The 13,251-nt window shown below is 69.5% G+C and carries 12 protein-coding genes; all 12 read right to left on the bottom strand.

Annotated elements, in window-relative coordinates; translation table 11 throughout:
• Positions 1-228 precede the first annotated feature (228 nt).
• Positions 229-948, bottom strand: a complete 720-nt coding sequence (locus VZC37_RS19105; protein WP_330434688.1) for a hypothetical protein — start codon at positions 946-948, stop codon at positions 229-231.
• A 25-nt stretch (positions 949-973) separates the two neighbouring features.
• Positions 974-1,810: a DivIVA-like cell division protein Wag31 gene (gene wag31, locus VZC37_RS19100; RefSeq protein ID WP_330434686.1), complete on the bottom strand. Its 837-nt coding sequence runs from the start codon at positions 1,808-1,810 to the stop codon at positions 974-976.
• A gap of 320 nt (positions 1,811-2,130) precedes the next feature.
• A complete protein-coding gene (locus VZC37_RS19095) occupies positions 2,131-2,457 on the bottom strand; it encodes a YggT family protein (RefSeq protein WP_330434685.1) in 327 nt (108 codons plus the stop codon).
• 95 nt (positions 2,458-2,552) lie between these two features.
• A complete protein-coding gene (locus VZC37_RS19090) occupies positions 2,553-3,290 on the bottom strand; it encodes a cell division protein SepF (protein WP_330434683.1) in 738 nt (245 codons plus the stop codon).
• 93 nt (positions 3,291-3,383) lie between these two features.
• Positions 3,384-4,142 carry a YggS family pyridoxal phosphate-dependent enzyme gene (locus tag VZC37_RS19085; protein ID WP_330434681.1) on the bottom strand — a complete coding sequence of 253 codons (759 nt, stop codon included), beginning with the start codon at positions 4,140-4,142 and terminating at the stop codon, positions 3,384-3,386.
• Positions 4,129-4,908, bottom strand: coding sequence for a peptidoglycan editing factor PgeF (gene pgeF, locus VZC37_RS19080; RefSeq protein ID WP_330434679.1), 780 nt, complete (start codon positions 4,906-4,908; stop codon positions 4,129-4,131). Before pgeF ends, VZC37_RS19085 begins: the two co-directional genes overlap by 14 nt.
• A gap of 8 nt (positions 4,909-4,916) precedes the next feature.
• Positions 4,917-6,089, bottom strand: coding sequence for a cell division protein FtsZ (gene ftsZ / locus VZC37_RS19075; RefSeq protein ID WP_330434677.1), 1,173 nt, complete (start codon positions 6,087-6,089; stop codon positions 4,917-4,919).
• A gap of 225 nt (positions 6,090-6,314) precedes the next feature.
• Positions 6,315-7,037 carry a cell division protein FtsQ/DivIB gene (locus VZC37_RS19070; protein ID WP_330434675.1) on the bottom strand — a complete coding sequence of 241 codons (723 nt, stop codon included), beginning with the start codon at positions 7,035-7,037 and terminating at the stop codon, positions 6,315-6,317.
• Positions 7,034-8,614 (bottom strand): UDP-N-acetylmuramate--L-alanine ligase, encoded by a 1,581-nt coding sequence (gene murC, locus VZC37_RS19065; protein WP_330434673.1) that lies wholly within the window; start codon positions 8,612-8,614, stop codon positions 7,034-7,036. Before murC ends, VZC37_RS19070 begins: the two co-directional genes overlap by 4 nt.
• 64 nt (positions 8,615-8,678) lie before the next feature.
• The gene (gene murG, locus VZC37_RS19060; RefSeq protein WP_330434671.1) at positions 8,679-9,878 is read right to left on the bottom strand and encodes an undecaprenyldiphospho-muramoylpentapeptide beta-N-acetylglucosaminyltransferase; all 1,200 of its coding nucleotides are present in this window, start codon (positions 9,876-9,878) and stop codon (positions 8,679-8,681) included.
• 115 nt (positions 9,879-9,993) lie between these two features.
• Positions 9,994-11,664 carry a putative lipid II flippase FtsW gene (ftsW, locus tag VZC37_RS19055; protein ID WP_330434669.1) on the bottom strand — a complete coding sequence of 557 codons (1,671 nt, stop codon included), beginning with the start codon at positions 11,662-11,664 and terminating at the stop codon, positions 9,994-9,996.
• Positions 11,661-13,241, bottom strand: coding sequence for a UDP-N-acetylmuramoyl-L-alanine--D-glutamate ligase (gene murD / locus VZC37_RS19050; RefSeq protein ID WP_330434667.1), 1,581 nt, complete (start codon positions 13,239-13,241; stop codon positions 11,661-11,663). The genes ftsW and murD overlap by 4 nt, the downstream gene beginning before the upstream one ends.
• Positions 13,242-13,251 lie beyond the last annotated feature (10 nt).

The raw sequence follows: 13,251 nt of genomic DNA, 5'->3' as shown, positions 1-13,251 counted from the left end.
GACTGGCCGCACGACCCCGTTCTTCCGGGTGCTCCCCGGTGATGGCCGGATCAACGCAGGTTCGAGTGTAGCCCTCGACGCACCGGCCGGACGAATCGCTTTCCCGGCTGCGCCGATCGGGGCGCGATGTCTCGAGACCGAACGCGCAGCTTCCAACCGGCCGCGCACCTTGCACTGTGAGCGGGAGGTTGGAAGCTGCGCGTTTGGGCCGCAGTCAGTGGGCCGCGGTCACTCGAGCGGCGGCCGCCAGTTCGGGTCGAGAGGGTCGAACCGTTGCTTGCGCGGCTCGTCGGGCGGCGTGGATTCGCGGCGCGGGGGCTCGGCAGGCGGGGGTTGAACAGGAAAGGACTCGGTCACCGCGTCATCCGGGCGTCGTTGCGACGACCCGTACCCGGACGGTGGAGGTGCGGGCGGCCGCGGCTGCCGTGATCCCGGCGGGGGTGGCGGGTATCCACCGACCGAGCGCAGGTAGTCGTCGTAGGTGCCGTCACGTCCCGGCGCGGGGTCCGGCTGACGCGGAGTTGGGGGCGGCGCCTGCGGCGGTACGTCGGCACGACCGTGGCGCCCACGCGTCTCACCAGCGACATCAGCACCAGCGACATCGGCACCGGGGTCGACGACACCCGGGGCCCCCGCACCAGCACCACCGGCATCGATACGACCGCCGGCGGTCTCGCGGCCGAGGCGCGTGGCCTCCGGCCCTGCGGCTGGGCGACCGGCAGCGTCGAGGTCACCGGGGCCACCGGCCGATTCGTCGACATCGACGAAGTCGGCGAGGGTGCGCTCCTCACGCTCCCGTCGACCCCCGATGATGTCGGCGATCAGGAAGCCCAGCCCGACCAGGCACACCACGATGCACGAGATCGCCAGCCAGACCGTGCCGGTGATCAACCCGAGCACCAGCAACACGAACCCTATGAGCGTCGCCGCCAGGGCCAGCGTCAGCACGAGAACCCTCCCGCTTGTCCGCCGACTAGCTCGGGGAGTAGCTGGTGAATCCGCCGTTGCCGGGGTCGGAGGAGAACGAGTCGGAACGACCACCCTCGACCGGGGCGGCGCTACCCCGCTGCTGGAGTTCCTCGAGCTGGGACTCCAGATAGGTCTTCAACCGTGTGCGGTACTCGCGTTCGAACGTCTTCAGCTGCTCGATGCGGCCTTCGAGAACGGTGCGCTGCTGATTGATCGTGCCCATGATCTCGCTGTGCTTGCGCTCGGCGTCGCTCTGCAGGGCGTCGGCGCGTTCCTGCGCCTGCCGGACCTGCGCTTCCGACCGCGTCTGCGAGTCGGCGAGGATGGCCTCGGACCGTTGGCGGGCGTCGGATAGCAAGGCGTCGGCCTTCGACTGGGCCTCGGAGACCATGGCGTCGGCGCGCGAGCGCGCGTCGGCGACCAGCGAGTCGGCCTCCTGCCGGGAGGTGGAGGTCAACCGGTCGGCGGTGTCCTGCGCGAGCGCGAGCACGCGCGCGGCGCGAACGTTCGCGTCGTCGTCGGAGAACTGCGGCTGCGGGGCCGGTTCCGGAGCCGCGGGCTCGGGTGCAGGTGCGGCGGCGAAGACCTGGGTGCGCTCCTCGGCGGCCGGCGCCGCGGAGACACCGGAATCGGCGGCGGGAGCGCCGGATCGAGCGTCGGTGAGCTCACCTTCGAGCTCCTCCACACGCTGCTTCAGGTCTCCGTTCTCCTCGATCAGCCGCGCGAGTTCGGCCTCGACAAAGTCGAGGAACTGATCAACTTCATCCTCGTTGTAGCCGCGTTTACCGATAGGCGGTTTGCTGAACGCGACGTTGTGCACATCAGCTGGTGTCAGCCGCATGTCGGTTCCCCTCATTGTCAGTCGAACTGTCTGGATGGCCGGATCAAGCCCTGTTCAGTTGAAACAAACAGATACCAGTCTGCACAGTATTTGCTACAGGCTGTCACTGTTTATTCATACCAGTCCACTGGGTAACTGGCGTCAAATCCTGTCACACGAGAACCGTTCGTAGCAGAGCATCGATGCTGTCCTGCAATCAAACGGTCACTCGATGATGACACTCAACGGTAAACCACCGGCGGCCGATGGTCACGAAGAGGTCACGGCGGGCGTGTCGACGGACAGTCGACTCAGTGTCCCCGGCGCAACACTCCCCCAGGTCATGCGAGTCCGGCGATGGCGAGGGCCGCAGCAGAGCTACGGCTCAGCGAGCTGACCACCTGCATGGCGATGAGCACGACGATCATCACGATCATGAGCGACAGGTCGAGCCGGACCGGTCCGAGCGGAATCGGCGGCAACACCCGCCGTAGCGCACGGATCGGCGGATCGGTCGCGGTGAACACGATCTCGATGATCACCACCGCCAGTCCGGTGGGGCGCCATTCCCGTGCGAACGAGCGCACGAGCTCGACGACGAGCCGCGCCAGCAGCAGCAACCAGTAGATGAACAGCAGGTAGTAGAGAACCTGGAACACAATCGTCACGCCTCAAGGTTGCCTGATATGTCGCACCTGCGCTGCAACCGCCCGTGACCAGGGCTTTCTTTCAGGCTCCGGGCAGTGACGACGACCCGAACACCTCAGCCGTGGTTGTAGAAGCCCGTTTCCGCGATCTTGCGGCGATCCTCGGGCGAGACGTCGATGTCGGCCGGCGAGAGCAGGAACACCTTGGTCGCGACCTTGTCGAACGAGCCGCGAAGCGCGAAGGCGAGCCCGGCGGCGAAGTCGACGAGCCGCTTGGCGTCGTCGTTGCTCATGTCGACGAGGTCCATGATGACCGGGTTGCCGTCGCGGAAACGTTCACCGATCGTGCGCGCCTCGCCGTAGTCGGACGGTCGCAGGGTGGTGATCTTGTGCAGCGGACCGTCGGCGAACACACGCTCGAGTTCTGCTCGCTGGTCGCCACCCGCACCACTTCGCGCCACACCCGCCGGGCGCATGCCCGGCCGCTGTAGCGGCTCGAGTCGGTGCGCGGACCGCATCCGCTCCACCGGCTCCCCGCTGTGGCGCCCCCCGGCGTATGCGTACTCGGGGACGGGCTCGAAGCCGCCGTCGAAGCCGTTCATGTCGTAACCGGCATGCGCGAACGCCTGAGGTTCGAATTCCCCCGGGAAACGGCGGTCGTCGACGTAGGCGAAGTCGGCGTCGCGCGGCCCCTCACGGAAGCCCGGCTCGCGGTACCCACCGTCGGCGTAGAAGTCGTCGCGGTAGGGCCGCGGACCCCGGACCGGTCCGCCCGGCTCCTCCAGGTAGTCGTCCTCGTAGTCACTCGGAGGCACCATGCCGAAATATGCCTTGAACTTCTGCATCGTGGTCATAGCTGGCCTCTCTGTTGTCCAACGCTGCCGGGGAGCAGTCCTGTGGTGCAAGTGTGGTTATTGTGTTCGCTGGTTTTCATGTGACCAATGTGATTACTGAGAGACTAACGGCCGAGGTCCCATGATCGCGGTTCCGACACGCACGCATGTCGATCCGTGCGCAACCGCCTCTTCGAGGTCACCGGACATGCCCGCGGACAGCTGCCACGCCTCGGGATGCTCCTCGACGAAACGCCGCTGGATCTCCGCGGCACGCTGCATCCACCGCTCCGCCGACCCTTCGACGGGCGCGATCACCATGAGCCCCTTCAGCGAGAGTCCGTCCGCACCGATCACCCGCTCGGCCAGCGCCGGCAGCTCGTCCTCGGTGGCGCCTCCCCGGTGCGGATCGCCATCCAGGCTGACCTGCAACAGAATTCCCAGATCGGCGGTGCGGGCCCCGCTGTCGAGGGCGGCCTGCGCTCCCCGGGCGAGGGCGTCGACGATCTTGTCCCGATCGACCGAGTGCACCGAACGCGCCCATTCCGCAATCGTTTTCGCCTTCTTCGACTGCACCGACCCGATCATGTCGAATCGGGCGTCGGTCGCCGTGTCGTCGAGCGCGGCGCTGCGCACCTCGGCGATCTTGCGGCCCGCCTCGGGTTCGCGGGACTCACCGAACGACCGCACCCCGAGCCCGATGAGGCGGGTGACGTCGTCGGCCGGGAAGAACTTCGTCACGACCAGTAGTTCGACGTCGTCGCGCCGACGCCCGGTGGCGTCGATCGCGGCGTCGAGGCGCGCCCGGGCCGCCGCGTAGCGCTGCGCGAGGTCGTCGCGACGCGCGTCGCCACCCCCGTCAGCTCCGGTCATCGCCGTTCTCGGGATGTGGCCGCGGGGAATCGGACGAGTCGGTCTCGGCCGCCGGGGCGGCGGAGGAGTCGATCCAGATCACCGACGCGAGTCGGCCGGTCGGGGCACCCCGCCGGTGGCTGAAGAGCGCGCGGTCCTCGATCGTGCATCGCGGATCGGCCGCGACCGCGGAGACCCCGGCCGCCAGGAGCTGGCGACGGATGCCCGCCCGCAGATCCAATCCCGCGGTGCCCTTCTCGGTGATGCAGGCGCTGCCGGGCAGGTGCTCCTCGACGTCGCGCTGCATGTGCGCTGGCACCTCGTACTGTCGCCCACTGGCCGCGGGTCCGAGCAGTGCGCCCATCCGATCGGGTCGGGCGCCGAGCCGGATCATCTCCCGCAGCGTCGCCGGGATGATGCCGACGCGTGCGCCGACCCGGCCTGCGTGGATTCCGGCGATGACCCCGGCCTCATCGTCGGACAGCAGCACCGGGACGCAGTCGGCCGACAAGACGGCCAGTGCGAGATCCGGTTCGGTCGTGACCAACGCGTCGGTGGCCGGCACCGGAGCGTTCATCGGACCGTCGACGACGGTGACGTTGCGGCTGTGGATCTGTTCCATCCAGACGATCCGTCCGGGTGTCAGACCGATCTGCTCGGCCAGCCGATCCCGGTTGGCCGACACCGCCTTCGGATCGTCGCCGACGTGATCGCCGAGATTGAACGAGTCGTAGGGCGCCACCGACACCCCGCCGGAGCGTCCGGTGACCACGCGACGAACCCGCATCGCGGGGCTCAGCGTTTCATGAACGACGGCACATCGACGTCGTCGTCATCGAGGGTCACGTTGTTGCGACGCGGCCGCTCCGGCTGCTCCTCGGTGAACGGATCACCCGATCCCGCGGGCATCTTGCCGAACAGCGGGTCGTTGTCCTGCGGCTTCGACGCCACCGCACCGGCCTGGCCGGAACCGACCGACGACTTGCCCACCGCGGCGGGGATGTCGGTGCGCTTTCGCGGTGCGCCGCCGTCGAATCCGGCCGCGATCACCGTGACGCGCACCTCGTCGCCGAGGTTGTCGTCGATGACCGTGCCGAAGATGATGTTGGCGTCCTCGTGGGCCGCCTCCTGCACCTGGGTGGCGGCGTTGTGGATCTCGAACAGTCCGAGGTCGCTGCCACCTGCGATCGAGATGAGCACTCCGCGAGCACCTTCCATCGACGCCTCGAGCAGCGGCGAGTTGATGGCCGCCTCGGCGGCCTTCTTCGCCCGGTCCTCGCCGCGCGACGAACCGATACCCATCAGCGCGCTGCCGGCGTCACTCATCACACCCTTGACGTCGGCGAAGTCCACGTTGATCAGTCCGGGCGTGGTGATCAGGTCGGTGATGCCCTGAACACCGTTGAGCAGCACCTCATCTGCGCTGCGGAACGCGTCCATCAGGCTGACCTGCGCGTCGCCGAGCTGCAGGAGGCGGTCATTCGGGATGACGATCAGGGTGTCGCACGATTCGCGCAGCGCGGTGATCCCGGCCTCCGCCTGTCCACCACGACGCTTGCCCTCGAACGAGAACGGACGGGTGACCACGCCGACGGTCAGCGCGCCGAGCTTGCGGGCAATGGATGCCACCACCGGCGCGCCGCCGGTGCCGGTGCCGCCACCCTCGCCGGCGGTCACGAAGACCATGTCCGCGCCCTTGAGGAGCTCCTCGATCTCGTCGCGCGCGTCTTCGGCGGCGCGGCGCCCGACCTCGGGGTCGGCACCCGCCCCGAGACCGCGGGTCGAGTCACGGCCGACGTCGAGTTTGACGTCGGCATCGCTCATCAGGAGCGCCTGCGCATCGGTGTTGATCGCAATGAACTCAACGCCTTTGAGTCCTTGCTCGATCATTCGGTTGACGGCATTGACGCCGCCGCCGCCGATGCCGACAACCTTGATCACGGCCAGGTAGTTGTGCGGTGGCGTCATGTGCCCGCCTTCCTCGTTCGATCCGAAACCCTAAACCTGAACCATAGATTTAGAGTTATGTCAAGTAGATGGATGTTGGGCATGACGCTAGGCATCCGAGGGCTGGGCCGCCAGCAAGCGGGCGGCGTGTCGCGAAGTTGGTCCGGTCTTTTTTCTGCGACATACCCGTCGATCCCAGGCGCGAGGGATCGTTGCACGTCAGCAGGGCCACCCACCGCCACCCGATCAGCTGAACGCGGGGAACTCCGGACTCGACACGTTGTAGGTCGAGGCGGGACGGGTCAACAGTGCGTCGAGGGTTCGGGCCTTCTCCGCTCCCCGTTCGCTGTCGCCCCACACCACCGTCTTGTCGCCTTCGAGGGTGAACTCGATGTCGACCGGCGATGACGCGGAGACGGCGATGAGACGTCCCGAGATCGACTCCGGCAGTTCGGACACCGCGCCCAGCGTCTCCACCGTCGTCGGGTCGCTGGGGCCGGGATTCGGGGTGGAGAACTCCGGGAGACCGTTGATCTCCGGCGGGACACCGGTCGAGGTGTCGAAGGTCAGGTAGCCGACACCGGAGCGGTCGAGGACGTGCACCTTGTCGCCGTCGGTCACCTTCACCACCGGCTGCCGCTCGACCACCGTGATGGTGAGGGCGGACGGGTAACTCCGTTGCACGCGCACCGATTCGATCGACGGGATGGCCGCGATGCGCTGGGCGACGGCCTGCGTGTCGACCTGTAGCAGCGGGGTCCCGTCCGCGACCCGCGCGGCCCCGATGATCTGGTCCGCCGGGACGGCCTCGTTGGACTGCACGTCGGTGGACCGGACGGCCATCAGCGGGGTGAAGTACGCGATCGCGGCGAGACCGGCGACCACGACGATGACCGCGAGGGTGCCGAGCAGCAATCGCGGACGCCTGGGCCGCAGCCGCCCACCGCGCTCTCGTCCCCGGCCCGTCACGGTTGGGTCCCTGCGGTATCCGCGGGCGCGGGCGATGGCGAGGTCGGGTCACCGGACTCCCCCGCAGCCCGCAGGGCTGCCAGGATCTCGGGACCCTGCATGGTGATGTCGCCGGCGCCCAGGGTCAGCACCAGGTCGCCGGGTCGGACGAGGTCGGCGACGGTCCGCGCGAGCGCCGAGAGATCCGGCTGGAAGACGACCGGCCGGGTCACGCGGGCGGCGATGGCGGCGCCGCTCACACCGGGGATCGGTTCCTCCCGCGCGCCGTACACATCGGCGAGGACGACCTCGTCCGCGAGGTCGAGGGCGGCGGCGAAGTCGTCGGCGAATTCACGTGTACGGGAGTACAGATGGGGTTGGAAGACCGCGACGACGCGGCCCGGACCACCGTGCTCGGTGTGTCCGACACCGGCCTCGGCGACGCTCTCGACCGCCTGGCGGGCCGCGGAGAGGACGGCCCGCACCTCGGTCGGATGATGCGCATAGTCGTCGTACACCTCGACACCGCCGACGCGGCCCCGGAACTCGAAGCGCCGGTGCACACCGCTGAACGCGGCCACGCCGTCGAGCACACCGGGCAGCTCGCCGCCCGCGACGCAGCATGCGACAGCAGCACCGATCGAGTTGAGCGCCATGTGCTTTCCCGGCAGCGTCAGGTCGATCACACAATCGACCGCAGGATCGGCGAGTGGCGCTCCGAAGCGGACGCGTGCGGTGCCGCCGGCACCCCGCGCCGCCCACGACAGCAGGGTGGCGACATGGTTGACGGCCGGCGCGAGCGCAGCGTGGCTGCCTTCTCCGTAGCCGAGCACGGAGATGCCGCGGTCGGCGAGACCCTCGGCGCATCGACCGGCGAACCGGGCGGCACCCTCGTCGTCGAGGCACACGACCAACGTCCCGCCCGGTTTGATCCGTTCGGCGAACGAGTCGAAGACCTCGACGTAGGCCTCCTCGGTCCCGAAATAGTCGAGGTGGTCGACCTCGATGTTCGTGACCACGACGACGTCGGGTTCATATTCGAGCAGCGACCCGTCGCTCTCGTCGGCCTCGGCGACGAAGATCCCGCCACTGCCGTGGTGGGCGTTGGTGCCGGACTCGTTCAGCTCGCCGCCCACCGCGAACGACGGATCGAGGCCGCAGTGTTGCAGGGCGACGACCGCGATCGACGTCGTCGACGTCTTGCCGTGGGTACCGGCGACGAGCAGCGTCCGGTAGCCCTGCATCAACTCTGCGAGGACGTGCGGTCGCAGCAACACCGGGATGCCGCGGGCCCGCGCCGCCACGAGTTCGGGATTGGTCTTCGGGATCGCGGCGAGTGTCGTGACCACGACCGACGGGCCGCCGGGCAGCTGATCGAGGGCGGACGGGTCGTGACCGACCTGGATGCGTGCACCGCGGGTGCGCAGGGCGAGGATGCCCCGGCCTGCCTTCGCGTCCGATCCGGACACCTGGCCACCGCGGGCGAGGAGGATTCGCGCCAGCCCGCTCATCCCGGCGCCGCCGATGCCGACCATGTGAACCCGACGCAGCTGCTCGGGCAGGTCTCCGATGGGTGCGGACGGGTCCCCGCCGCTCATCGCCTCACCTCCCGCTCGGGCCGTCGCCGTGTGACCGTCGACCGACTGTCCTGCCCATCCATTGTCACGTCTGCGGGCCCGATCCCGGCGAGCGAAACGCGGAGCGCAGACGTGCCCGATAGGTTCCGGCGCGATGCTCGGCCGCGAGTTCGAGCGCGGCGGACGCGACGGAGTCGGCGGCATCGCGATGCCCGGTCCGCCCCGCGGCGCTCGACATCGCGGCCAACCGGCCTGCGTCCGACAGCATCGCCGGGACCTCGCGCGCCACCCAGTCGACGGTCATCTCCGCGTCGTCGACGATGATGCCGCCACCGGCGTCGACGACCGGCAGGGCGTTGAGGCGCTGCTCGCCGTTGCCGTGCGGGAGGGGCACGTAGATCGCGGGCAGTCCGGTGGCCGACACCTCGGCCACCGTCATCGCACCCGACCGGCACATGACGAGGTCGGCGGCCGCATAGGCGAGGTCCATGCGCTTGAGGTAGCCGACGCCGCGATACGGCGGAGCGCCGGCCGGCGAATCGGGGTTGATCGTGTTCTTCGGGCCGTACGCGTGCAGCACACCCACCCCGGCCTTGCCGAGCGGGCCGGCCGCACCCGCGACGGCCTCGTTGAGCCGTTGCGCCCCTTGCGAACCCCCGAACACCAGGAGGGTCGGGGCGTCCTCGTCGAGGCCGAAGTAGTGGCGGGCCTTCGCCCGCAGTCCCGGCCGGTCGAGTTCGGTGATCACGCCGCGCACGGGAATGCCGACGACGTCCGCGTCCAGACCCGAGCCGCCGACCGCCGCCATCACCCGGTCCGCGAACCGGGCACCGACCTTGTTCGCGATGCCCGCACTGGCGTTCGCCTCGTGGATGATGATCGGCAGTCGACTACGGGAGCGGACGCGCATCCGCGCTGCCAGATACGCAGGCAGCGACACGTAGCCGCCGAACCCGATCACCACGTCCGCGCCGACCGCCGACAGGACCGACCGCGCCGCCGACACCGCACCGAGGAGGCGGGCCGGCGTCTTGGCGAGTTCCATCCCGGGCTTACGCGGTAACGGCACTGCCGGGATGAGCTCGAGCTGGTATCCGCGCTCGGGCACCAGAGTGGTCTCCAGACCACGGGTGGTACCCAGGGCGGTCACCCGAGCGGTGGGATCGAGCCGGGTGACCGCATCCGCGACCGCGAGTGCGGGTTCGATGTGTCCGGCGGTCCCGCCGCCGGCGACCACCACCGACAGCGGCCGATCCGACCGCGACCGGTTTCGCTCAGAATTCACCGCTGACCCACTCCACTTTCCCTGTCCTGGACCGCCCTGTCCGGAAGCGCCGTCCTGAACTGTTCGTCCGAATCGATCTCCAACCCACCGGCGGACAAACGGTGTGGACCGCGTGTCAGCGCCTGGTGCCGCCACGTCCGTCCGGCCGCCACGACGACGTGGGGCCCGACCGCCGACCGCCCGGCGCGTTCGCGGTCACGCCACCGCTGCCGCCCCAACGGGTGGACCCGCCGGTCGACCGCGACGTCGATGCCCGGTCCGCACCGTTCCCGCGTGTGCCGGAATACCCCGTACGGTAGTCCACCCGGACCCGGGAGGTACGTGGTGCCCGGCCGTCGCCGGTCGACCGCCGCGCCGACGGTTTCTCCGTCCCACGCGCCGCACCACGTAGTCGCGGCCACTTCGACCCGCTCGCCGCGGGCGGGGCGGGTCGGGAGCGCTCCGGCCGGCGGCGATCGAGGCGATCGCGCAGTGCGTCGGCGCGGGTCGGCCGATAGGGCACCGGTGTCGGCAGCCGCAACCATCGTCCGAACCGGCTCGGTTCACCGCCGACGAGGGCGGCCACCGCCTCTGGCTCGTGACGTGCCGCGTTGGCCAGCAGCCCGAGCATCGCGAGGACCGTCAACGTCGACGTCCCGCCCGCCGACAAGAGCGGCAACTGGATACCCGTCACCGGCAGCAGGCCGACGACGTACCCGATGTTGATGAATGCCTGCGCGGTGATCAGCACGGTGATTGTGGCGGTCATCAGGCGCAGGAACGGATCCACCGATCGCGCGGCGATCCGGAAGCCGATGAACGCGAGGATCGCGAAGAGCAGGACCACCAGAAGCCCACCCACCAGACCGAGTTCCTCACCGATGATCGCGAAGATGAAGTCGTTGTGGGCGTTGGGTAGATAGTTCCATTTGGCCCGGCTCTGTCCCAGCCCGACGCCGAAGACACCACCGTTGGCGAGGGCGAACGTCGCCTGTCGCGCTTGATATCCCGCGCCCTGCGGATCGTCGATCGAACCCAGGAAGCTCATCACACGCTGGGACCGGTAACCCTCGACCAGCGCGAGCAGCACGGCGAGTGCGACGCCGACCGCCGCGAAGGACAGGAACACCTTGACGGGTAGCCCGGCGAACCACAGCAACGCACCCACGATGATCGCGATCGTGATCGTGGTCGACAGGTTGGGTTCGAGAACGATCAGCACACAGATCAGCAACGCCACCGGCAGCAGCGGGATGAGCAGTTCCTTGAGCGAGGCGTTCTCCCGGCGTCGGGAGGCGAGCAGGTGGGCGCCCCAGACGCACAACGCCACCTTGACCAGTTCCGACGGCTGCACCGACAGACCACCGACCACGAACCAGCGGCGAGCGCCCTGACTCAGGGTGCCGATGCCCGGCACCAGCACCAGCGCCAGCAGGATCGTCGTCACCACGATCAGCGGGGCGGCCACACGCCGCAACAGCCGCACCGGCAGGCGCAGCATCACGTAGAAGACGGCCAGGCCCAGCAACGCGAAGATGACCTGGGTGGCGAACAGTCCGTAGGCCGAGCCTTCTTTGGAATAGCCCTCCACCGACGACGCGGACAGCACCATCACGAGCCCGAATGCGGTCAGCAGGAACGCGATCGTGAGGATCAGGTGGTAGGAGGCCAGCGGCCGCGACAGCAGATTGCCGATGCCCTCGGAGATGGCCGCGGGCCAGGAACCCTCGGACGAGGCCCGCCGGGAGCGATCTCGACCGCCGGTCGCCGACCGATCCGGCGACGCCTTCTCGGTCGGCGTGCTCACCGCGACGTACCGCCGGGATGGCCGGCAGCCGGCACGGCTGCGCCGGGAAGTGCCCGCGCCGCATCGGCGAACGCGTCACCCCGCGCACCGTAGCCGGGGAACATGTCCAAAGAGGCGGCGGCGGGCGCCAGCAGCACCGTGTCCGTGCGATCGTCGAGGCGCGCGAGATGCGCCGCCACCTCGACAGCTCGGGTCAGGACGGCCGTCGCGGACCCGCCGACCGCGCCGGGCGGCACCGCACCGGACGGGATCATCGCGGGGAAGTCCACGATCGTGGGGGCCTCGGGAGTCGCGGGCGCGTGCTGAACGGTCACCCGGTCATCGTCCCCTGTGAATACTGTGACTGTTGGGACTTCTGGGGCGTGTCGCGAGATCGCCTCCACGATCAGCTGCCGATCCTGGCCGATCGCGACGACGGCAGCCAGCCGGTCCCGGGTGTCGCGGATCATCGCGTCCACCGATGCGCCCTTCAGCAGCCCCCCGGCGATCAGCACGACCCGACGGTGACCGAGGATCGCGGCACACGCGGCATGCGGATTGGTGGCCTTCGAATCGTCCACGTAGTCGGTGCCCTCGACCCGCACCACCACCTCCCCGCGGTGCGCGGCCGGCCGGAACGCACCCAGGCCCGCACCGACCTGCGCCGGCGAGATCCCGGCGACGAGTGCAAGAGCCGCGGCGGCCAGGGCGTCGGCCACACCGGACGGCCCGGGCGGGTGGACGGCGGCCGCGTCGACGAGGTCCCGCGGATGGGCGTCGGACCCGAACGCCCGGTCCACCAACCTGCCGTCGGTCACCCCGAGTTCCCCGGCGGCGGGGGTGCCGAGAGTGAAGCCCACCCGGCGGCCGACGACCGGAAGCCTCGAGGCGACGGCATCGTCGAGGCCGACCACCCCCACCCGACCCTGCAGCGCGATGGCCTTGGCCTCCGCGTAGGCGTCGAACGACCCGTGCCAGTCGAGATGGTCGTCGGCGACGTTGAGGACCACACCCGCGTCCGGCGCCACCGACGGCGCCCAGTAGAGCTGGAACGACGACAACTCGGCGCACAGGACGTCGACCCGCGGTTCGGCCCGCATGGCGTCGAGCACCGGCAGGCCGATGTTGCCGCAAGCGGCGCCGGCGAGTCCCCCGCCGGCGACGATCTCGGCGAGCATGGAGGTCGTCGTCGTCTTGCCGTTGGTGCCGGTGACCACCAGCCAGGTGCGCGGTGGACCGAGCAGCCCGGCCCGATCGATCCGCCACGCCAGTTCCACCTCTCCCCAGACGGGGATCCGGCTGTCGCTCACCAGTTGCATCAGCGGATGCGTCGGGGCGAATCCGGGCGACACGATCACCAGTGAGTACCCGTCGAGGGCGGCCGGTTCGAGCGACGCGGTGCCGTCGAGCAAGTGCGAGGTCGCGATCTGTGCGATCCCGAGGGCAGAGAGTTCGTCGTCGTCGTGCCCGGATCCGAACCGGGCGTCGGTGACGGTGACTTCGGCGCCGACGTGCGCGAGGTAGCGCGCGGCGGAGCGTCCGGCGGTGCCCGCGCCGGCCACCAGCACGGACGCGCCGGCGAGCGCGGTGACGTCCACGACGGTGTCC

The sequence above is a fragment of the Gordonia sesuvii genome (assembly GCF_036350415.1).
Classification (GTDB): domain Bacteria; phylum Actinomycetota; class Actinomycetes; order Mycobacteriales; family Mycobacteriaceae; genus Gordonia; species Gordonia sesuvii.
Note: the sequence above shows the minus strand (reverse complement) of the source record. Positions and strands in the feature narration are given on the sequence as shown.